Genomic DNA, 20270 nt, shown 5'->3' with positions numbered 1-20270 from the left:
TCGGCTGTCGAGGCGGTTCACGCCGAGGCCGCCTCAGAGCCGGTGCGGATGCGCACCTCGCGCTCCATCCGCTTCTCGTGACGGGCGCGACCCTTGATCGCCTCGGCCTCGCGCGTCTTCGGCGCGGTGTTCGTGACGAGCTGGTCGAGCATCCGCCGCGTGGCGAGAGCGATCTCGTCGATCGCCGCTTCGAAGGCGGGCGTGTTCGCTCGAGAGGGATGCGTCGATCCGCTCACCTTGCGCACGAACTGCAGCGCCGCCTCGCGCACCTCGTCGTCGGTCGTCGGCGGCTCGAAGTTATTAAGGCAGCGGATGTTGCGGCACATGCCGCGAGGGTAGCCCCGGCCCGCGGTGGTGTCACCAGCCCTGACGGAAGGCGAAGCGTCCGTCGACGAACACGTCGATGTACGACGCCCCGCCGTCGATCGGCTGCTGCGCGATGAACCGCACCGACACCATGTGCCGCTCCTGCAGGCCGACCTCGACGTCGAAGACGTTGGGCATCACGATCCCGAGGTTGCCGTCGGTCTTCAGCACGGGCGTGCCGTCGATGCTGATCGTGACCTTGTGCCGCAGGCCGACCATCTCCACGCCGACCTGATGCACCTCGGTGACGCCGACCGGGAACGTGAACGAGACCGCCATGACTGAGATTCCATCACGGCGGCGGGCCGCGGCGGGCTGGGTTCGTCGCGGCGCTGTCGCTGCGACCCTGCGGCGGTCAGGGGCGCAGCAGCACCTTGCCGACGCGACCCGGAGTGAAGGTCGCGCGCACCGCATCCCGGATCTCCTCCAGCGGATGGATCGCCGCGACCGGCAGAGTCAGCTTGCCCTCGGCGATGAGCCGGCCCAGGTCGCCGAACAGCTGTCCGCGGACGGCGGGATCCATGTCGCGGCTGACGCGGCTGCCCCAGAATCCGGAGATCGTCAGCTGCCGGAAGATGATCGGACCCGTCGGCAGAGCGACCTTGTCGGCATCCATCGCGCCGAACACGACCAGGTGGCCGTCGTCGCCGAGCACCGAGACCAGGTCCGATGTCGACTCGCCGCCGACCGAGTCGACCGCGGCGGCGATCGGGGCGCCGCCGGTGAGTGCGGCGACGCGGTCGCGCCAGTCGTCGGGGCTGCCCGAGCCGTCGGCCGCGCCGCCGTCGGTCGCGACGATGCCCGTGATGCCCTGGGCCGCGAGCTCGTCGACGGCGGCGGCGCGGCGCACGAGCCCGACGACGTGGATGCCGCGGTCGGCCGCGATCTGCGCCACCATCCGCCCGACGGCACCGTTCGCGGCGTTCTGGATGAGCCAGTCGCCCGCCTTCAGGTCGAGCGAGTGCAGCAGGCTGATCGCGCTGAACGGCATCGCGACGAGCTGCGCGGCGGCCTCGTCAGGCAGAGCGTCGTCGACGGGGATGAGCGCCTTCGTCGGGGCCAGGAACTGCTCGGCCCAGACGCCGAACACACCGCCCGCGGCGACGCGCTGGCCGACCGCGAGCCCGGTCACGCCCTCGCCGAGCGCCTCGATCACGCCGACCGCCTCGGTGCCCGACCCGGCAGGCAGCTCGGGCTTGAAGCCGTAGGTGCCGCGCACGGTCCACAGGTCATGGTTGTGGATCGTCGCGAGCAGCGTCCGCACGCGCACCTGGCCGGGGCCCGGCTCGGGCGTCGGACGCTCGGTGACCTCGAGCACCTCGTCGGGCTCAGCGAAACGGTCGTGGGTGATGGCGCGCATGGGGCTCCTCGTGATTCTCAGGGCACCGCCCATCCAACTCCCCGACCCTGGATGCGAGATCAGGCGGGCGCGCCGCCGGCCTCGCTCCAAGCGGGCTTGCCGCCCTCGGCGGTCGACGTGATGCTGCGGCCGATGATGAGGAAGCTCGCCTCGTCGGCGGCGACGGGCGCGTGCTGCACGCCCTGCGGCACGACGAAGAGCTGGCCCGGCTTCAGCGGAACCGCGCGCTCCTCGGGGTCGCGCAGCCGAACGATGAGTTCGCCGGTCAACACGAGGAAGACCTCGTCCTGGTCGTCGTGCTGGTGCCACTCGACCTCGCCGATGCCCTTGGCGACCTTGAACAGGCTGCCGTTCGCGCTCGCCACCACCTGCTGCGACCAGAACTCGTCGAGTCCCGTCGCCAGCGTCGCCAGATCGATCCCGTCGCTCATGCGCATCCTCTCGTCGTGGCCGGTGCGCCGCCCTGGTTCGGCGGCGCAGTCGTTCACCACCGAGCCTGGTGGATGCGCGCGCGGCACGTGCAGGCCAGTCGGATGTACTTGGCACACATGGAGACCGCTCTGTCGCCCCTCGCCTTGGGGGCGAGGAGTGGTCTCCTGCGCGACAGTCGTCGAAATACGCTCAAGCAGTGAATCGAGCCATCGTCGCGACTGTCGCCGCCGCTGCTGTCCTTCTCGCGCTTTCCGCGTGCACGTCGGGGCCGACTTCGGCGCCGATCAAACCTTCCGCTTCCACTTCCGCGAGCGCTCAGCCGACCGAGGCGGAGGGCTCGCGCGCCAATCCGCTGGCGATCGGACGGGAGGCCAAGTATTCGGACAAGTCGATGTGGAAGATCGGCGCATCCGGCGCGACTCTCGTTCGCCAGGGCTACATCGAGCTTCCGCTGCATCTCGGAATCGATTGGGACGCATGCCGCGAGTACAGCGGAGCCGAGCAGTGCGAGGCGGGAACCTCGCCGGCGGCGAGCCTGGCGGTGTCGTACGTGGCTGCCGATGGTTCGTCGTACAGCTCCGCGGACGACGCCTCGATCGACTGGCTCTCCGTTCCCGCATTGCTTTCGGGCGCTGACGACGTGTACCCGCCTCTGGCCGAGATGAGCACGTCGGTCATCGTGAGCGTGCCCGCCGACAAGATCGCGGGCGGAGTCTGGCGCATCGCGTCACAGGTCGCGTCGGGCGTGATCTTCGTCGAATCGGGTCTGTGAGCTGATCCGCACCCGCGTGCTCGCACGCGTAGGCGGGCTCAGCCGGCCGCCGGCGGGGCGAGCAGCGCGAGCGCGCCCGCGACGGCGGTGTCGGCGGTCGACTGGGATCCGGAGGCGCGGGCGAGCACGAAGGCGCCCTCGACGACGGACATGAGCGCGGCGGCGGTCGCGGCGGGGTCGAGGTCCGCACGCAGGGATCCATCGGCCTGGCCCTCGCGCACGGTCTGCTCGATCAGCTCGGCGACGTTGGCGAACGCGGAGCCGAGCGCGGCGTGCAGGGTCGGCTCGGCGATCACGCCCGCGTCGTAGGCGAAGCCGCCGATGCGGCAGCCGGCGAGGGCGTCGCCGGTCGACTTCAGGAACACGGCCAGGCGGTCGCGGCCCGTCGCGCCCGTGCCCGCGGCGGCCATGTCGGCGCGGAAGCCGTCGAGCAGCTCGCGGCCGTTGGCATCCACCACCTCGCGACCCAGATCGGATTTCGCGGGGAAGTGGTGGTAGAAGCTGCCCTGCCCGACGCCCGAGTCGGCCATCACCTGGCGCGGGCTGGTCGTCGAGTAGCCGTGCCGCCAGAACATCTGCTTCGCGGAGTCGACGATCTTCTGCCTGCTGTCCATGATCGACAGCCTAAACCTACCTCCAGGTTTGCAACATACCTAGAGGTATGTATGGTGATGGATGCGCGCACACCGAACACACGACAGCACGACACGAACCCACAAGGAGAACCCCGTGACCATCGCATCCACCGCGCCGACCAGCGCCGCGCCGAGCACCGCACCCGCGTACCCCGTCGTCGAGTACAAGACCGCCGACCTCGACGGACTCGAGATCTTCTACCGCGAGGCCGGCCCCGCCGACGCGCCCGTCGTGCTGCTGCTGCACGGCTTCCCGACGTCGTCGCACATGTTCCGCAACCTGATCCCGTATCTGGCCGACCGCTTCCACGTGATCGCGCCCGACCTGCCCGGCTACGGCCAGAGCGCCGCACCCGCGCACGCCGACTTCGACTACAGCTTCGACAGTGCGGCGGACGCGGTGCGCAAGCTGCTGACGAAGCTCGGCATCACCCGCTACGCCGTCAACGTCTTCGACTACGGCGCCCCGACCGCCTGGCGTCTCGCCCTCGCCGACCCCGACGCGATCACCGCCCTCATCGTGCAGAACGGCAACGCCTACGACGAGGGACTCGACAACGACTTCTGGGTGCCGATCAAGCGCTACTGGGCCGACCCCAGCAGCGAGAACCGGGATGCGCTGCGCGACCTCGTGAAGATCGACGCGACGCGCTTCCAGTACACCGACGGGATGGGTCACCCCGAGCGCATCTCGCCCGACAACTGGATCGCCGACCAGGCCCAGCTCGACCGCCGGGGCAACGACGAGATCCAGATGGACTACTTCCTCGACTACGGCACCAACCCGGGCCTGTACCCGGCCGTGCAGGAGTGGCTGCGCGCGAAGCAGCCGCCGACCCTGGTCGTCTGGGGCGAGAACGACGTGATCTTCCCGGCCGACGGTGCGCACCCCTACAAGCGCGACCTGACCGACATCGAGTTCCACCTCTTCGACAGCGGCCACTTCCTGCTCGAAGACCGGGCGAGCGAGGTCTTCCCGCTCATCCACGACTTCCTCGCGCGCAAGCTCGGCTGAGGTTCGTCGGGGCGAATGGGCGGTGCCGGCTGATCCGGTCGGCGCCGCCCAATAGATCCGGCCGCTCGGGGCGATCCGCACCCCGGGCGGCCGGACCTCGCTGTGTGCGGCGCGGTGTCGGCGCCGGATGCGAGCGTCGCGCGCTTCAGTGCGCGTCGACCAGCTCGCCGTCGGCGAAGCGCAGCCAGTGGCCGCCCACCGGCTCGGGGTCGGTATCCGGATCGCGCACGATCAGCGCCGAATCGTCATCGAGGAACCACAGCGGCACCGGGAACTTCGCTGCCGCCTCCGCCGCCCACTCGTCGGTCGCGTGCGGGAAGAAGTCGGCGCCGAGATGCGGCAGCAGCATCCAGTCGACGAGCGGCAGCGCAGGGCCGACGCCGCCGTCGATCTGGTCGAGGCCGAGCATCCGCACCTCCTCGTGATCGTCGAAAGCATCGACGACCTCCGCGTGCCGGCGCGAGAAGATCATCGATCCGGCGCTGAAGCCGACGTAGACCTTCTCGTCGAGCAGCTCGCGCAGCACCGGCGCGAGGCCCGAGGCGCGCCAGGCGTGCGCGAGCCAGTGGTTCGTGCCGCCGTAGCCGAAGATCACGTCCGCGTCGCGCAGCCGCTGCTCGATGCCCGAACTCGGGCCCGAGAACAGGGTGAGGATATCGAGCTCGGCCCATCCCAGCGCCTTCAGCTCATCGAGGTGCCCGAGCATCGTCGACTTGTCGCCCGGGAACGGCAGCATCGCGTCGATCACGACGACGATGCGGGATTCCGCGATCGGCTTGCCGAGCAGGCCGACGAGAGCGTCGAGCGTCGGCCCCTCGTGCACGAGTCCGGAGCAGAGCATCAGGCGCATGCACGGCATGGTCGCAGGCGGCCGCGCTGAGCGGAAGGGCTGGGCGCCGACGAGAGCCGGCCACAGAGGTGATCGGTCGCAAACTGTCGCCTCGTGAGTGGTTCAAGCGACAGTTTGCGACCGATCGATTGGCTGGCTTGCTAGGTCAGTTCAGGTCAGCCGACGCAGGCGGGCGGGATCAGCTGATCTCGTAGGTGTCGTCGGGCGTGTAGACGCTCCACTGCAGCGGGGTGTGCAGGTCGAGGTTGCCCTCGCGCAGGAACTTGCGCTGCATTCCGTCGACGCGTCCGGTGTTGGAGTGCGCCTCCTCGGCGCGCATCGCATCCGCGCGGGCGTCGAGGAAGGCATCCAGGTACGCCGTCTCGTCGCCGCCCTGCGACGGCGGGGTCGCGTGCTGCAGCGCCGTCGCGCGGATGCCGCCGAAGGCGAGGGCCTGCGAACCCGGCCCGTGCATCACGATCGCGTCGTAGTAGATGAACTGGCCCAGCGCGCCGAGTCCGTCGGCCTTGCCCTGGTTCACGGCCGGGTCGAAGTAGACGCGGTCGCGTTCGTGGTCCTGCGCGGCGGTGAACGCCGGGTCGTGGGCTGCCGACGCCCACGCGGCCTCGAACGGCGCCCCGAGTCCGGCGTGCGAGTCGCTGCCGTCGACGTCGATCAGCGCCGGAATGAACGGCTCCAGCGGATTGCCGGGCGCGACGGAGGCGTAGTACTGCACCAGTTCGAGCATGTCGTGCGTGCCCGAGGTGAAGCCGATGATGCCGCCCGTGTAGCCGCGGCCGTCGCCGATGTCCTCCAGGTAGGCGTACTGCGCCTTCCAGTCGAGCGACGAGTTCTCGGCGCTGGAGACCAGCTGCATCGCGATCTCCTTCTTCTCCGGACTCGCCAGGTCGGAGCCGGCCGCGAGCGACGGCGCCGCGACGACGCCCCCGATGACGACCGCGATCGCGGCCCCGGCGGCCAGGGCCGCCGCGCTGATGATGCGCTTCCTCATACCTGTTCCCTCTCTCTCGTCCCCGCGGCGGGCGCCGCGGAGGTCGTCGTGTCGGGTTGGGGTGCTGCGGGGTGGGGAGTCGTGGGGTGGGGTGACTCGGGTGCGGATGCAGAGGCGCCGGATGCGGAGGGTCGCGCCGCGCCGGCCGGCAGTCCCGCCGCGACCTCGCGCTCGAACCGCGCGAGCGCCTCGGGTGCGGCGCCGGCGGCCTCGAGCGCGGCGAGCCCGGCACCGAGCATCGGCGGGGCGGTGACCCAGGTCGGCGTCGCGTGCGGCGCGAGTCGGGCCAGCTCGCTCACGATGCGGGCCGTGAGCAGCGGATGCTGCGCGGCGAGCACGCCGCCGCCCAGCACGACGGGCACGTCCTTCTCGAGCAGTCCGAGCCGGCGCAGCGCGACGGTCGCCATGAGCACGATCTCGTCGGCCTGCTGATCGACGACGCCGCGGGCGACCTCGTCGCCGGCGCTCGCCGCGGTGAGCAGCACCGGGCTGAGCCGATTGATCGCCTCGCCGGGCAGGCGTCCGAAGTGGAAGGCCTCGGTGACCGCGCTCACCGAGGCGAGCCCGAGGGCGGCGGGGACCGCATCCACCAGACTCGTCGCCGGGCCGCGTCCGTCGGCGGCGCGGGCCGCGTGCCAGAGCGCGCGGTTGCCGAGGTACGAGCCGCCGCCCCAGTCGCCCGAGATGTCGCCGAGCGCGGGGAAGCGCGCGGTCGCCCCGTCGACGCGCACGGCGAGGGCGTTGATGCCGGTGCCGCAGACGACCACGGCGGCGTCGGGCGAGAGCGTGCCCGAGCGCAGCAACGCGAACAGGTCGTTGTCGACCACGGCGGGGGAGCCGTCGGCGTTCGACCAGTGGGCGAGCTCCCGGGCTCCCTCGTCGAGCTCCTCGGCGAGATCGAGCCCGGCGAGGTAGACGTGGGTGGCGACGATGCGGCGCTCGTCGAGGCCGACCACGTCGCCGGCCGCCGCCGTCAGCGCGGCCGAGCGCAGCGCATCCAGCGTCGGACGCGACGACGCCCAGGTCTTCGTCTGCGGGTTCGTGCCGTCGCCGCGGGCGTGTCCGACGACGCGGCCGTCGAGGTCGATCGCCACGACATCCGTCTTCGACCCGCCGCCGTCGACGGCGAGCACGATCGGCAGCGGGCCGTCGGCCGGCGACGGAGCGCTCACCGCGCCCACGGCAGCAGATCCTTGTTCGCGGCGAGCAGCAGGTCGGTCAGCTTCTCGGCCCGATCGACCTGGCCGACGAGCGGATGCGCCCACATCGCCCGCAGCACCCGGTCGCGTCCGCCGTGCACGGCCGCCTCGAGCGCGAGCCGCTCGTAGCCGGCGACATGGGCGACGAGGCCGGCCATGTCGGCATCCAGCGGAGCGACCGGCAGCGCGGTGATCGCGTCGCGTGTCACCCGTGCGGGCACCTCGATCACGTGGTCGTCGGGCAGGAAGTCGAAGACGCCGTCGTTGCGCACGTTCAGCGCCTGCACGTCGCCCTTGTCGCCGAGGATCGACGAGATGACGTCGATCGCGGCCTCGGAGTAGTACGCGCCGCCGCGCTGCTCGAGCTCGGCCGGCTTCTCGACCACGGCCGGGTCGGCGTAGCGCGCGAGCAGGGCGTTCTCGGTCTCGCGCACGGCCTCGGCGCGGGTGCGCGAGTGCTTCTGCTCGTCGAGCACGAGGTCGTGGTCGTAGAAGTAGCGCAGGTAGTAGGAGGGCACGGCCTGCTGCAGGCGCAGCAGCGTCGGCGACATCTCGACGCTCTCGGCCGTCTCGTCGAGACGCGCGCCGAGCAGCTCCGGCAGCACGTCGCGCTCGCTGCCGTCGTCGCCGCGCAGGTGCACGCCGCGCTCCCACGTGAGGTGGTTGAGGCCGACGTGGTCGAGGCGGATGCGGTCGGGCGCGACCCCGAACTGGCCGGCGAAGCGGCGCTGGAAGCCGATCGCGACGTTGCAGAGCCCGACGGCGCGATGGCCCGCCTCCAGCAGCGCCCGGGTGACGATGCCGACCGGGTTCGTGAAGTCGACGATCCAGGCGTCGGGCTTCGCGTGCCTCCGCACGAGCTCCGCCGCCTCGAGGATGACCGGCACGGTGCGCAGCGCCTTCGCGAAGCCGCCGGGGCCGGTCGTCTCCTGACCGATGCAGCAGACCTCGTGCGGCCAGGTCTCGTCCTGCTGGCGCGCATCCTGCCCGCCGATGCGCAGCTGGAACATGACCGCGTCGGCATCCGAGACCCCCGTGACCAGGTCATCGGTGACGTGGATCGTGCCGGGGTGGCCGGCGTGGGCGAACATCCGCTGAGCCACCCCGCCGACGAGCTCGCGGCGCCGCGGATCGGGGTCGATGAGCCAGAGCTCGTCGATCGGCAGCTGGTCGCGCAGGCGCGCGAAGCCGTCCACGAGCTCGGGGGTGTATGTGGATCCGCCACCGACGACAGCGAGTTTCATGCTGGTGCTATCCCTTCACGCCGGTGAGCGCGATGCCCTCGACGAATGCCTTCTGTGCGAAGAAGAAGATGACGACCACCGGGATCATGATCACGACGGTCATCGCCATCGTCATCGACCAGTCGGTGCCGTGCTGCCCGCGGAACGTCGCGAGCCCGTAGCTGACCGGCCAGGCGGCCGGGTTCTCTGACGTGTAGAGCAGTGGGCCGTAGTAGTCGTTCCACGAGTGGAAGAACAGGAAGATCGCGGCCGAGGCGATGCCGGGCCGCGCCATCGGCACGACCACCCGGGTCAGCACGCCCCACTCGCCGGCGCCGTCGAGGCGGGCGGCATCCCCGTACTCCTTGGGGATCGTGAGGAAGAACTGCCGCAGCAGGAAGATGCTGAACGCGTCGCCGAGCAGGTTCGGCAGGATGAGCGGCCACAGCGTGCCGGTCAGGTGCAGCTGCGACCACAGCACGTAGACGGGCACGGCGGTCACCTGCGGCGGCAGAAGCATCGCGACGATGATCGCCGTGAAGATGAGGTTCGCGCCCCGGAAGCGGATCTGCGCCAGCGCGTACGCCGCCGGCACGCTCGAGACGAGCATGAACACGGTCGCGAGCACGGCGTAGAGCGCCGCATTGCCGAACCATTGACCGAGCGGCAGCTCGGTGAAGACGCGGATGTAGCTGGAGAAGTCGACCGGGTTCGGCACGAGCGTCGCGGTGAGCGCCTGCTTGCTGCTCATGAGCGAGGTCGAGATCACGAACACGATGGGGGCGATCGTGAGCACGCCGATCGTCACGAGCAGGGTGTGCTCGGCGATCCAGGTGAGGAGGCGCGAGGGGCGTCGAGGGTTCAGTCCGATGGAGACGCTCATCGTCAGCTCTCCTCGGCGCGGAAGATCGAGATGCGGCGCATCGTCAGCACGAGCAGCACGGCTGTGATGACGAAGAGCACCACGGCCATCGCCGAGGCGTAGCCGAACTGGAAGCTCGTGAAGCCGCGCGTGTAGAGCAGCTGCGTGTAGGTGAGCAGCGAGGTGCCCGGATAGCCGAGCCCCGAGCCGGTGCCGCCGCCGACCGTGGCCTTGCCCGACGCGACCCCCGACGCGACGGCCGCCTCGGTGAAGTACTGCAGCGCCGCGATCACGCCGGTCACGACCGAGAAGCCGATCACCGGCGAGATCGTCGGCAGCGTGATGTGCCGCACCTGCTGGATGCCGTTCGCGCCATCCAGCGACGCCGCCTCGTAGAGGTCGCGAGGAACCTCGAGCAAGGCCGCCAGGAAGATGATCATCATGTCGCCCATGACCCAGACGCCGAGGATGACGAGCGACGGCTTCGACCAGTTCGGGTCGTTGAACCACAGCGGGCCCTGGATGCCGACGGCGCGCAGGATCTGGTTAACCGGTCCGGTTCCCGGGTTGAACAGGAACACGAAGGCGACCACGCTCGCGACCGGCGGCACGAGCGCCGGCAGGTAGAACAGGGTGCGCCAGAACCCGCTCGCCGCGCGCGCTCGGGCGAGCAGCCCCGCGACCAGCAGCGCGAACACGATGCGCACCGGAACCAGGATGACGACGAACCAGAGCGTGTTCGTCGCCGCCGCCGCGATCTGCGGATCCTGCGTGAACAGAAAGCGGTAGTTGAGCAGACCGACGAACTGGGGATCCTGCAGCTGGTTGTAGCGGGTGAAGGAGTAGACGATCGACGCGATCAGCGGGTAGACGAAGAAGATCGCGAGGCCGAGCAGCGCGGGCGCGAGCATGACCAGCGCGACGCGGCGGCGCCGGGCGTCGGGGCTCGTGCGGCGCCGGCGAGGCGCTGGCGCTGCCCCGCCGGCGATCGTCGCCGAGCTCACGGTCCCGCCAGCTGGTTCGCGGCGTCGATGTCGGCGTCGACCTTCTTGAGGATCTTCGTCAGGTCGCCGCCGTGCTCCTGGTAGTCGTTCCACGCATCCTGGAACGTCTTCAGGTAGGCGGCGCCGTCGGTTGTCGCCGGTGAGGTGATCGTGTGCTCGTTCGCGGCCGCGTCGATGAAGGTGCGGTAGTTCTCATCTACCTCGAGCTTCGACGAGGTGAGCGCCGAGGTCAGCGTCGGCGTGTTCTTGAGCCCGTTCGCGAGCGCGACCTGAGTGTCGGTGTCGGTCGCGAGGTACTTCAGCAGCGCCCAGGCCAGCTCGGGGTTCTTCGACCCCTTCGCGATGCCGGCGACGTTGCCCGCCACGTAGCTCGCGCCGTAGTGGCCGACGCCGTCGAGCACCGGCGTCGGGGCGGTGCCGTAGTCGAGGTCGGGCGCCTGGTCGGCGATGAACGCGCTGCGGTACTCGCCGTCGATCTGCATCGCGACCTGCCCGGTCTGGAAGGCGTTGTCAGCCGAGAACTCCTGACCGAGACCCGAGGTGAAGCTGCGCAGCTTGTCGTAGCCGATCTCGTCGACGAAGTCCTTCTGCCAGGTCAGCAGCTTCTTCCAGCCCCCGGACTTGCCGATCAGGCTGCTGCCGTCTTTCGCGAGCCACTGCCCGTCGATCATCGGCGACCAGTGCTCGGGCGAGTTCTCGTAGAAGTCGATGAGCGGATTGAAGCCGAGCGTCTTGATCGAGCCGTCGGCGTTGTAGGTGGTGAGCTTCAGCGCATCCGCCTTCAGCTCGTCGAGGGTCTTCGGCGGCTCGGTGATGCCGGCGGCCGCGAACTGGGCCTTGTTGTACATGAGCGCGCTGACGTCGGCGAGCACCGGCAGCGTGCAGCGTGTGCCCTGGTACTCGGTGTAGTCGCGCTCGGCCTTCGGGATGTCGTTCAGGTCGACCTTGTCGCGCTTCACATAGGGCCCGAGGTCGCGGAACGCGCCCGACGAGCAGAAGCTGCCGACGATCGCGGTCGTGTACGAGAGGCCGACGTCGATCGACTGGCCCGACGAGATCGCCTTCTGCAGCTTCTCGTCGTCTTGCCCGGCGTGGATCGTGACCGTCACATCCGGGTTCGCCTTCTCGAAGCCGTCGATCGCGGTCTGCACGACCTTCGCCTCGCGGTCGGTGAAGAAGTGCCAGAGCGAGACGGTGCCCTTCAGGTGCGTCGGGGCGGTCTTGTCGATCGTGCCGCTGCCGCCGCCCGAGGTGCAGCCGGCGATGAGGGTCGCGGTGGCCGCGGCCAGCGCGAGGGCCGCGACGAGCCGGCGCGGGGTGCGCGGGCGGTGCGGGGATGCGGAGCGGCGGGCGGGGGTGGCGCTGCGTGCGGGCATCTCGGTCTCGCTTTCGTCGGGGGAGCTGTGGTGGATGTGCTGGTGCGGCGGTGCTGGTGCGGCGGTGCTGGTGGGGCGGTGCTGGTGGGGTGGTGCTGGTGGGGCGGTGCGCGGTCCGGGCGCGCCGAGAAGGCGCGACCGAGGCCGCCGGGAGGATCACGCGGCGGTGGTGCGGTGGTGCGGTTGCGGGGTGAAGCGGTGGAGCTCGGTGTCTGGTGGGGCGCGGCGGTCGCTCTAGCCGGTCGAGCTCGTAGGTGCTGTCGGTGCTGTCGGTGCTGTCGGCGTTGCCGATGCGGTCGCGGCCGACTCGCCGTCGGTCGCGCGGGCCACGAGCGCCTCGCGCACGAGGTCGACGAGCACGAAGCCGGCGCCGCGCAGCGCCGGCGCGACCTCGACTCCGGGCGCGACGACCGCGGTCGACCAGCGGGTGCGCGTGCGCAGCCAGGCCGTGGTCGCGGCGGCGAGTGCGGCACCGCCGGCGACGCCGACGGGTCCGTGCACGATGACCGTCTCGGGGTCGGCCACCGCGAGCGCGGGCAGCACGTTGTGGCCGAGGCGCTCGCCGAGCGCGAGCAAGAAGGGATGCCGCTCCTCCAGGTGCGGCATCCGCTCCAGCACCGCCAGCCAGGCGTCGTGGTCGGGGGTCGGGAAATGGCCCGTGGCCGCCGCGGCAGCGGACGCGTTCGCGATCACGTCGTGGGCGAGCGCGAGCCGCACGACCGCATCCTCGCTGATCAGGTCGGCGACCGTGTCGGCGCCGGGCTCGAGCGCGAGGGCGTCGCGCGGAACGCTGAGGTAGCCGGTCTCGCCCGCGGCGCCCGAGGCGCCCGAGTGCACGCGCCCGCCGATGTCGAGGGCGAGCCCGATGCCCTCGGCGACCCAGAACAGCGCGAACGAGCTGCTCGCGCGGCCGACGCCGATGCGGCGCTCGGCGATCGCGGCGAGGTTCGCGTCGTTCTCGAGCACGACCCGCAGTCCGAGGGCGCTCGACAGGGTCTCGGCGACGCGGTCGCGCGGCCAGCCGCCCGGCACGTCGGTGAAGATCAGACTGTCGCTGGCGTGGTCGACCGAGGCCTGCACGCCCACCGCGGCGGCGGTGACACTCTCTGGATCGATCCCGGCAGCGTCGGCGGCGCGCGCGATCGCGGCCTCGATGATCTCGGCGGCGTCGGCGCGGGCCTCGTCGGGTGACATGCGGTAGGCGACGAGGGGATGCGCGGCGCCGGTCGCGTCGACGACGGTGGAGCGCACATCCACCAACTGGATGTCGATCGCGACGGCGATCGTCGAGCTGACGTCGACGGCGTAGAGCGCAGCGTTGGGTCCGCGGCGCCCACTGGGGGAGGCGGCGTCGACCTCGGTGATGACGCCCGCGGTCTCGAGCCGGCGGATGATCTCGGCGGCCGTCGGCTTGCTGAGTCCGGTGAGGCTCGCGATCTCGTTGCGGCTGAGGGGCCCGCGGTCGAGCAGCAGGGTGAGCGCGGTGCGGTCATTGAGCTGGCGCAGCAGGCGGGGCTGGCCGGGCTGGCCCGGCATCGGCGTCTGCGCTCCGTCGCTCATGCGGCGACAGTAACAGCCAACCTTGTTTATGGAAAGGGTTGTTTCTGGTTTTGCGGCGTCACCGCGTCTCCGCCGCTCGGCGACACCCGTAACGCAGGCTAGGCTCGATCGAAATGAGACTCGTTATCGATAACGAGCCGGACACCGAAAGGTCACCATGCCCCTCACCCGAACCCCGCGGCTGATCGGGGGTGCCGTCGGTCTCGCCGCTCTCGCCGGATCGCTGCTCACCCCGACCGCCGCGCTCGCCGCCGGGCCGCTCGCGCTCGACAGCGGTCACATCGACGCCTTCGCCGTCAGCGCCACCGGCGACGCCCTCTCGCTCGCCCTGCAGGAGGACGTGACCGGCAGCCACGTGAAGCACGTGCCTGAAGACGTGGTGCTCAAGGTCAAGCAATCGGCGTACACCGACCAGCTGCCGGCCGGCTACCCCGGCGCACCCAGCGGCTACGTGCTCCCGCTCAGCCAGAACGCCGACCTGATCTGGCCGGGCTGGGACACCAGCGGCACCCAGGGCGCCGCCTACTCAGATGTCACGATCGACATCGCGAAGGTCGAGGGTCCCGGCGACGTCTTCCTCTACGGTCTCGGCTCCTTCGGGGCGGTGACCCCGCTGCTCGAGGGCGGAAGCACCCAGCTGCCCGGCAGCATCCACGTGCCGAAACCCACGCACAGCCACGCGCAGTGGACCTTCACGAAGGCGGGCAGCTACCAGCTGACCGTCGCCGCCTCGGCGAAGAACGCCGACGGCACGAAGTCGATCGCGAGCGACACGCACGTCTACAGCTTCGAGGTCGGCGACACCGAGCCGCAGCCGACGACCGTGACGCTGAGCGGCGGCAAGACCAGCTACACCGCGGACGAGCAGATCTCGCTGACCGCGACCGTCGCACCGCCGTCAAGCCACGACCACTGGCACTGGTTCAGCCGTGCGCCGGGTGGTGAATGGGCCGTCGTTCCCGGCCAGGCCACCTCGTCCCTCGCCCTGACCGCCGCCGCCGACCTCGACGGCCACGAGCTCATCGCCCGCCTCTACGGCGACGACCACGCCGTGATCGCGGAATCGGCGCCCTTCGCCATCGCGATCACCGCCGCGCCGGCCCAGCCGAAGGTCGAGCTCGCCCCGCTGTCGGCTCACTACCACAGCGGCCACCCCGTCGATCTGACGGCGACGGCGACGGATGCCGCGGCCGACTCCAGCTACCGCTGGGAGATCCAGCGCGCCGACCAGAACGACTTCGCCGCGGTCGACGGAACCGCCGCCACGCTGCAGCTGACGGTCGAGCCCGCGCTCGCCGACGCCCGGGTGCGCGTCGTGCTCGTGCACGGCGGCGCCGATGTCGCCGTCTCCGAGCCGCGCACGATCGAGGTCGACGACCACGGTCAGGCGCCCGCTCGCACGATCGTCGTCTCGGGACTCGCCGCGAGCTACGCGGTGGATGCGCCCATCCGCCTCAGCGGCGCGCACGACCCGGCGACGGTGCTGAGCCGCTGGCAGTGGCTCGTGCAGCGCGCCGATGCGGTCGAGCCGACCGTCATCGACGGCCAGACCAGCGCTGACGCCGAATTCACCGCGACTCCCGACCTCGACGGCGCCACCGTGATCGCCCGTGTCGTCGGCGACGACGGCAGCGTCTACACCGAGTCGCAGCCGCTGCTGCTCACGGTCGGACACACGGCCGAGACGCCCGATACCGAGCTCGAGCTCATCGCCGACAAGACCGACTACAAGATCGGTCAGACGGCGAAGTTCACCACCAAGCAGACGCCCGCGACCGCCCTCAGCACCTACCAGTGGGTCTCGAAGGCGCCCGCCGCTGCCGAGTTCACGCCGATCGCCGGCGCGACGAAGGCCGACTTCAGCGTCAAGCCGACCCTCGCGCTGAACGGCACGCAGTACGCCGTGCGCCTGCTCGACGGCACGCGCATCCACGCCGAGTCGAAGCCCTTCACGCTGAAGGTGACCCAGCTGCCCGCGACGACCGTGCTCACGGTCACCGCCGACAAGGCCGCCTACGCGGTGGGCGACGCGGCGCAGTTCACCTCCGCGCAGAATCCGCAGACCAGCGATGAGCACTACCACTGGTACCTCAAGAAGGCGGGCGCCGCCGACTACGTCTGGGTCGACCAGTCGCGCGAGTCGACGCTCTCGCTGCCCGTCACGGCCGCCGAGGACGGCGCGTCACTGGTCATCCGCCTCTTCGATCACGACCACGCCGTGCTCGCCGAGTCGACGCCGGTCGTGCTGAAGGTGGATGCGGCGCCCGGTCAGCCGGTCGCGCCGAAGCTCAGCATCGGCGGGCTCGCCGCCGACGGCTACTACCCGGGCGACACGGCGGAGCTCGCTGTGACCGCCGAGCCGACGACCGAGCTCGACCACTGGCACTGGTTCATCCAGCGCGTCGGCGACGCCGACTACACGGTCGTTCCCGGATCGAGCACCGCGGCGACGCTGAAGCACACGGTCGCCGCGGTCGACGCCGGCGCCCGGGTCATCGCCCGCCTCTACGGTGACGACCACGCGGTCGTCGCCGAGTCGCAGCCTGTCACGCTGACCGTGCTCGACGGCCAGCGCAAGCCCGGGGCGACTCCGGTCGCGCGCACGGGAGCCGAGCTCGACGGCGTGGATGCGGGCGGCGTGACGCTGTCGGCGTCGAACGTCGCTGCCGGCTCGACCGTCACGATCGACCTCGGGGCGAAGGCCGCGGGCAGCTGGAACGCCGTCTGGCTGTTCTCGACGCCGCAGCTGCTCGGCGGCGACTGGACCGCCGCGAACGCCGACGGCCGTCTCGCCGTGACGATCCCGGCATCCACCCCCGCCGGCGCGCACCGTCTCGCGGTGTTCGACGCCGCCGGCGCGCTCGTCGGCTGGGCGGCCCTGCAGGTCGCGGCCACGCCCGCCGCTGCCGAGCAGGCGATCGCGACGGAAGCCGACCGTGCGGCCCTCGCGGCCACCGGCGTCACCGCCTCGCCGTACCTCGCCGCGGCACTGCTGCTCCTGCTCGCGGGAGCGGCCGCCGTGATCGTCGCGCGTCGTCGTCGCCTCGGCGGCAGCGCGCAGTGACGGCGCAGTGATGACACGGCGATGACGCACTGATCGCGACCGCGCCGAATCGGGCCGCGATCGCACCGGAGCCCCGGCCGTCGAGCGACGGCCGGGGCTGCGGTCTGTGCCGAGGCGGCCTTCCTGGGTGAGGCCTGGGCGAGACGCGGGTGAGCGGCGCCGCGCGACTACCTTCGCCTCGGGCCGTGCCGCACCCCGTCGTCGCTGCCCGTGAAGGAGCACCCATGAACCGCCCCGGAACCGTCACCGCCTCGCTCATCCTCTGGGTGCTGGCCGCCATCCTCGGCATCGTCGGCGCGATCATCGCCTTCATCGGGCTCGGCGCCTCGGGGGCCGCCGCCGCGGTCGGGGGATCGGGCGCGACCGGATTCCTCCTCGTCGGCGCCGTCGTCGCCCTCGTGATCGCGGTCGTGCAGATCGCCGTGCTCGTGAAGTTCGCGCAGGGGCGCAACTGGGCGCGCATCCTGCTCACCATCATCGGCGTGCTCGCGATCATCGGCGCGATCGGCAACGGCTCGAACGGCGAGGGCACCTCGTGGTTCACGCTCGCGTTCTACGTGCTCGCGATCGTGCTGGCCTACGTGGGCGGGGCGAACGAGTTCTTCCGGCGCGGGCGCCGCTGAGCGCGCGTCGCTGCGCGCTGCAGCGCATCGACTCACGCCGAAGGGCGGCTCCTGCATCCGCGGGGCCGCCCTTCGCCATCTCGCCGGCAGCCGTGGTCGCCCGCCCGACGCTCACGCCCCCGCGAACAGCAGCGTGAGCCCCGTGCCGACGGCGTTGTTGACCGCGTGCACGATCACGCCCGGCCACACCGACTTCGACCGCACGAACAGCACGCCGCTGACGGCGCCGACCGCGACGGCCGGGACGAGCGCGAGGTTCACGCCGTGCGCCAGCGCGAAGACGATCGTGCTCGCGATGACGCTCAGCACGGCGCCGTAGCGCTGCAGGGCGTTCGTCAGCACACCGCGGAACGCGAACTCCTCGCCGATCGGGGTGAGCACGGCGATGAAGAGCAGCTGCAGCACGAGACCGAGCGGGCCGGAGGTCGCGGCGGCGCCGTAGGAGCCCTGCACGTCGCCGCCGGTGCCGACGAGCGGCACGATCGCGATCGCGAGCAGTCGTCCGATCAGCACGGCGCCGAGACCGGCGCCGACGGCGATCAGCACCCAGCGCCCGCTCACCCGGCGCACGCCGAGGGCGCTCCAGCTGCGCAGGCGGATGACGGCCGCGGCCGCGAAGGCGAGCAGTCCCATCACGCCCGAGAGCGCCGCGAGCGCCAGACCGGTGACGGCTTCCGAGTCGCCGGTGACCGCCAGGATCGCCGGCGGCGCCAGCCAGAACACGAGAACGTAGACGGCGGCGGCGGCGAGGATCTCGGGCCAGCCGGGGCGAGTCGGGCGGCCGTTCATCCGGCCGGCGGGGTGGCGCTGCGCGTCGGCATCCGACGCGGTCGCGGTGCTCGTGGGTCGCGGTGTATCGGGTGAGGTCATGCATTCGAGCCTGTCGCTCGGCCCGCCCCCGGCGGCAGTGCTCGGATGCCACGTGCAGGAGTGACACCACGTCACTACCGGCGCCGCGCGTCAGAGGGAAACGTCGATGTCGAGGCCCGCGCCACATCCCGGCGCGGCCCGGAGAGGGAGACGACCCATGAGGACGAGACGACTGATCGCCCCCGTTGCCGCACTGGCGCTGATCGCGTCGGGCGCGCTCGCGAGCGCGCCCGCGCTGGCGCAGGACGCGCCGACGGCGGGAGCGCAGAGAACCGCGCCGGCAGGATCGCCGGCCACGGCATCCGCCGCCGCTGACGCCGCCGACACCGACCCGCTGCCGCCCGCGCCCGTCGCGCCGCCCGTCGGCGAGGGCGTGACGAGCGCCGAGAACGCCCGCGTGCCCGCCGGGGCGTCGTGGACGCAGCACTACTTCCCCTCCGCCGACGACAGCGGAACCCAGCTGCACGCCGACGTGCTCGTGCCCGAGGGACTCGCCGCCGACGCGAAGCTGACGCCGATCATCTCGGTCGGGCCGTACTTCTCGCACTCGGGCGCCCTCGCGGCGAACGAGTTCACGTCGGCCGGGCCGTCGGCGCGCTTCCAGGAGCTCATCACCGCCGGCGGCATGTTCGACCGCGGCTACGCGCTCGTGCTCGTCGACGCCCGCAACTTCGGTGGCTCGACCGGCTGCCAGGACGGCGGCGGACCGGGGGAGCGCGCCGATGTGAAGGCCGCGATCGAGTGGGCCGCATCCCAGTCGTGGTCGACCGGCAGGGTCGGCATGTACGGCAAGTCGTACGACGCGATCACCGGGCTCATCGGCAACAACCTGAAGCTGCCCGAGCTCGGCGCGGTCGTCGCGCAGGAGCCGATCTGGGATCTCGAGCGCAACCTCGCCTCCGGCGGCATCCCGCGCGCGACGCAGGTCAGCATCGCGAACTTCTACTCCGAGGCGGCCGGTCGTGTCGGGCTGCCGGACGACGACCCGTACTACCAGCAGATGGCGGCGAAGACCGATCCCTTCTGCTCGGTCGGCTACGTCGACAGCATGCGCTCCTCCGACCCCGCGTTCTGGGCCGAGCGCGACTTCGCCGAGCGCGCCAAGGGCACCGACACCCCCATCCTGCTGACGCAGGGCACGACCGAGTGGAACACCGAGGCCGAGGGGATGGCCGAGTTCCTCGAGAACCACCGCGGCATCGAGCGCGGCTGGATCGGCCCGTGGGATCACAAGAAGGGTGACGACGTCGCCGCCGACGGTTCGCTCGAGATGGGCCGCGCCGGCTGGTTCGACGAGGTCTTCGCCTTCTACGACGAGCACCTGAAAGGCGTGAAGCCCACGACGAAGGTGCCCGCCTTCGCCGTGCAGGACAGCTCGGGCGCCTGGCGCGGCCAGAAGACCTGGCCCGTCGTCGATCGCACCCAGACTGTGACCCTCGACGACGGACGGTACGTGGATGACGGCCTCGCCTGGCACGGCAAGGGCCGCACCGGCGACCGCGCCAACTCCTTCTCGACCTGGTCGGAGCCCGTGTCGGCGCCGACGCGCATCACCGGCACTCCGAGCATCGACCTCCGGCCCGATCAGCACGGCAATGCCTACGTGCGCCTCTACGACGTCGCACCCGACGGCATCGCCACGTGGTTCGACGAGCAGGCGAGCGCCCTGCGCCCCGGAAAGACGTCGATCGAGCTGCGGTCGACCGACTGGCTGCTCGCGAAGGGGCATCGACTCGCGGTCGAGATCGGCACGGTCGCCCCGGCCGGCGGCAATCTGCACCTGACCAACGACTGGCTCGACACCCCCAGCGGCGAGCGCATCCGCATCACCGGCGCGAAGCTGCACCTGCAGTTCGATGACCCGGCCGACGACGTGCCCACGCAGGGTGACCCGGCGTTCTACCTGCCGGGCTTCGTGCTGCTGCAGTCGGAGAAGCTGTCGCCGCAGCGGGCGGACTTCCGCCTGGATGCCCCGGCGAAGCCCGAGAGGGGCTGACCGCGCGGTGGTCTGAGCCGATCGGCTGGATGCCGGCGGGGCGTCGATCTCGAGGGATCGGCGCCCCGCTGT

19 protein-coding genes are annotated in these 20270 nt (G+C 71.2%); 5 read left to right on the top strand and 14 right to left on the bottom strand.

Annotation, left to right across the window (positions count from 1 at the left end):
* Positions 1-17: 17 nt before the first annotated feature.
* The 4 genes from BJ979_RS00255 to BJ979_RS00240 form a co-directional block, all read right to left on the bottom strand.
* The gene (locus BJ979_RS00255; protein WP_179564070.1) at positions 18-326 is read right to left on the bottom strand and encodes a DUF2277 domain-containing protein; all 309 of its coding nucleotides are present in this window, start codon (positions 324-326) and stop codon (positions 18-20) included.
* A gap of 31 nt (positions 327-357) precedes the next feature.
* Positions 358-645, bottom strand: a complete 288-nt coding sequence (locus tag BJ979_RS00250) for a hypothetical protein (protein WP_179564068.1) — start codon at positions 643-645, stop codon at positions 358-360.
* A gap of 76 nt (positions 646-721) precedes the next feature.
* On the bottom strand, positions 722-1726 hold the full coding sequence (locus BJ979_RS00245) for a zinc-binding dehydrogenase (RefSeq protein WP_179564066.1): 1005 nt from the start codon (positions 1724-1726) through the stop codon (positions 722-724).
* Between the two features lie 59 nt (positions 1727-1785).
* Entirely contained in the window at positions 1786-2157 is a 372-nt protein-coding gene (locus BJ979_RS00240) for a cupin domain-containing protein (RefSeq protein WP_179564064.1), read from the bottom strand.
* Between the two features lie 197 nt (positions 2158-2354).
* Between BJ979_RS00240 and BJ979_RS00235 the strand changes: the two genes are divergently transcribed.
* Entirely contained in the window at positions 2355-2930 is a 576-nt protein-coding gene (locus BJ979_RS00235; protein ID WP_179564062.1) for a hypothetical protein, read from the top strand.
* A gap of 38 nt (positions 2931-2968) precedes the next feature.
* Here BJ979_RS00235 and BJ979_RS00230 read toward each other — a convergent pair whose 3' ends face one another.
* Positions 2969-3544, bottom strand: coding sequence for a TetR/AcrR family transcriptional regulator (locus tag BJ979_RS00230; protein WP_179564060.1), 576 nt, complete (start codon positions 3542-3544; stop codon positions 2969-2971).
* A 115-nt stretch (positions 3545-3659) separates the two neighbouring features.
* Between BJ979_RS00230 and BJ979_RS00225 the strand changes: the two genes are divergently transcribed.
* Entirely contained in the window at positions 3660-4580 is a 921-nt protein-coding gene (locus BJ979_RS00225; protein ID WP_343046525.1) for an alpha/beta fold hydrolase, read from the top strand.
* 145 nt (positions 4581-4725) lie between these two features.
* Here the strand turns inward: BJ979_RS00225 and BJ979_RS00220 are convergent, their stop codons facing one another.
* The 8 genes from BJ979_RS00220 to BJ979_RS00185 form a co-directional block, all read right to left on the bottom strand.
* The gene (locus BJ979_RS00220; protein ID WP_179564056.1) at positions 4726-5430 is read right to left on the bottom strand and encodes a Type 1 glutamine amidotransferase-like domain-containing protein; all 705 of its coding nucleotides are present in this window, start codon (positions 5428-5430) and stop codon (positions 4726-4728) included.
* Positions 5431-5608: 178 nt separating this feature from the next.
* The gene (locus BJ979_RS00215; RefSeq protein ID WP_179564054.1) at positions 5609-6421 is read right to left on the bottom strand and encodes a chitosanase; all 813 of its coding nucleotides are present in this window, start codon (positions 6419-6421) and stop codon (positions 5609-5611) included.
* Complete coding sequence (locus BJ979_RS00210) at positions 6418-7602, bottom strand: N-acetylglucosamine kinase (protein WP_179564052.1); 1185 nt, start codon at positions 7600-7602, stop codon at positions 6418-6420. Before BJ979_RS00210 ends, BJ979_RS00215 begins: the two co-directional genes overlap by 4 nt.
* Positions 7590-8864, bottom strand: coding sequence for a 6-phospho-beta-glucosidase (locus BJ979_RS00205; RefSeq protein WP_179564050.1), 1275 nt, complete (start codon positions 8862-8864; stop codon positions 7590-7592). Before BJ979_RS00205 ends, BJ979_RS00210 begins: the two co-directional genes overlap by 13 nt.
* Positions 8865-8871: 7 nt before the next feature.
* Complete coding sequence (locus BJ979_RS00200) at positions 8872-9726, bottom strand: carbohydrate ABC transporter permease (RefSeq protein WP_179564048.1); 855 nt, start codon at positions 9724-9726, stop codon at positions 8872-8874.
* Between the two features lie 2 nt (positions 9727-9728).
* The gene (locus tag BJ979_RS00195; RefSeq protein WP_343046524.1) at positions 9729-10709 is read right to left on the bottom strand and encodes a carbohydrate ABC transporter permease; all 981 of its coding nucleotides are present in this window, start codon (positions 10707-10709) and stop codon (positions 9729-9731) included.
* Positions 10706-12085, bottom strand: coding sequence for an extracellular solute-binding protein (locus BJ979_RS00190; RefSeq protein WP_179564046.1), 1380 nt, complete (start codon positions 12083-12085; stop codon positions 10706-10708). Before BJ979_RS00190 ends, BJ979_RS00195 begins: the two co-directional genes overlap by 4 nt.
* Before the next feature lie 234 nt (positions 12086-12319).
* Complete coding sequence (locus BJ979_RS00185; protein WP_179564039.1) at positions 12320-13645, bottom strand: ROK family transcriptional regulator; 1326 nt, start codon at positions 13643-13645, stop codon at positions 12320-12322.
* A 157-nt stretch (positions 13646-13802) separates the two neighbouring features.
* Here BJ979_RS00185 and BJ979_RS00180 point away from each other — a divergent pair, with 157 nt between their 5' ends.
* The gene (locus BJ979_RS00180; RefSeq protein ID WP_179564037.1) at positions 13803-16709 is read left to right on the top strand and encodes a choice-of-anchor M domain-containing protein; all 2907 of its coding nucleotides are present in this window, start codon (positions 13803-13805) and stop codon (positions 16707-16709) included.
* Positions 16710-16933: 224 nt separating this feature from the next.
* Positions 16934-17332, top strand: a complete 399-nt coding sequence (locus BJ979_RS00175; protein ID WP_179564035.1) for a hypothetical protein — start codon at positions 16934-16936, stop codon at positions 17330-17332.
* Positions 17333-17443: 111 nt separating this feature from the next.
* On the opposite strand, the gene BJ979_RS00170 is transcribed toward BJ979_RS00175, so the two are convergent.
* On the bottom strand, positions 17444-18202 hold the full coding sequence (locus BJ979_RS00170; RefSeq protein ID WP_179564033.1) for a CPBP family intramembrane glutamic endopeptidase: 759 nt from the start codon (positions 18200-18202) through the stop codon (positions 17444-17446).
* A 157-nt stretch (positions 18203-18359) separates the two neighbouring features.
* Between BJ979_RS00170 and BJ979_RS00165 the strand changes: the two genes are divergently transcribed.
* Positions 18360-20198 (top strand): CocE/NonD family hydrolase, encoded by a 1839-nt coding sequence (locus tag BJ979_RS00165; RefSeq protein WP_179564031.1) that lies wholly within the window; start codon positions 18360-18362, stop codon positions 20196-20198.
* Positions 20199-20270: the final 72 nt, after the last annotated feature.

Origin of the sequence: Schumannella luteola (genome assembly GCF_013408685.1) — a bacterium.
Classification (GTDB): domain Bacteria; phylum Actinomycetota; class Actinomycetes; order Actinomycetales; family Microbacteriaceae; genus Schumannella; species Schumannella luteola.
Note: the sequence above shows the minus strand (reverse complement) of the source record. Positions and strands in the feature narration are given on the sequence as shown.

Coding starts and splice junctions, on each gene's coding strand:
- BJ979_RS00170 (WP_179564033.1), bottom strand. CDS start 18,202: ATGACCTCACCCGATACACCGCGACCCACGAGCACCGCGACCGCGTCG.
- BJ979_RS00240 (WP_179564064.1), bottom strand. CDS start 2,157: ATGAGCGACGGGATCGATCTGGCGACGCTGGCGACGGGACTCGACGAG.
- BJ979_RS00185 (WP_179564039.1), bottom strand. CDS start 13,645: ATGAGCGACGGAGCGCAGACGCCGATGCCGGGCCAGCCCGGCCAGCCC.
- BJ979_RS00245 (WP_179564066.1), bottom strand. CDS start 1,726: ATGCGCGCCATCACCCACGACCGTTTCGCTGAGCCCGACGAGGTGCTC.
- BJ979_RS00220 (WP_179564056.1), bottom strand. CDS start 5,430: ATGCGCCTGATGCTCTGCTCCGGACTCGTGCACGAGGGGCCGACGCTC.
- BJ979_RS00215 (WP_179564054.1), bottom strand. CDS start 6,421: ATGAGGAAGCGCATCATCAGCGCGGCGGCCCTGGCCGCCGGGGCCGCG.
- BJ979_RS00205 (WP_179564050.1), bottom strand. CDS start 8,864: ATGAAACTCGCTGTCGTCGGTGGCGGATCCACATACACCCCCGAGCTC.
- BJ979_RS00255 (WP_179564070.1), bottom strand. CDS start 326: ATGTGCCGCAACATCCGCTGCCTTAATAACTTCGAGCCGCCGACGACC.
- BJ979_RS00180 (WP_179564037.1), top strand. CDS start 13,803: ATGCCCCTCACCCGAACCCCGCGGCTGATCGGGGGTGCCGTCGGTCTC.
- BJ979_RS00230 (WP_179564060.1), bottom strand. CDS start 3,544: ATGGACAGCAGGCAGAAGATCGTCGACTCCGCGAAGCAGATGTTCTGG.
- BJ979_RS00175 (WP_179564035.1), top strand. CDS start 16,934: ATGAACCGCCCCGGAACCGTCACCGCCTCGCTCATCCTCTGGGTGCTG.
- BJ979_RS00165 (WP_179564031.1), top strand. CDS start 18,360: ATGAGGACGAGACGACTGATCGCCCCCGTTGCCGCACTGGCGCTGATC.
- BJ979_RS00200 (WP_179564048.1), bottom strand. CDS start 9,726: ATGAGCGTCTCCATCGGACTGAACCCTCGACGCCCCTCGCGCCTCCTC.
- BJ979_RS00250 (WP_179564068.1), bottom strand. CDS start 645: ATGGCGGTCTCGTTCACGTTCCCGGTCGGCGTCACCGAGGTGCATCAG.
- BJ979_RS00190 (WP_179564046.1), bottom strand. CDS start 12,085: ATGCCCGCACGCAGCGCCACCCCCGCCCGCCGCTCCGCATCCCCGCAC.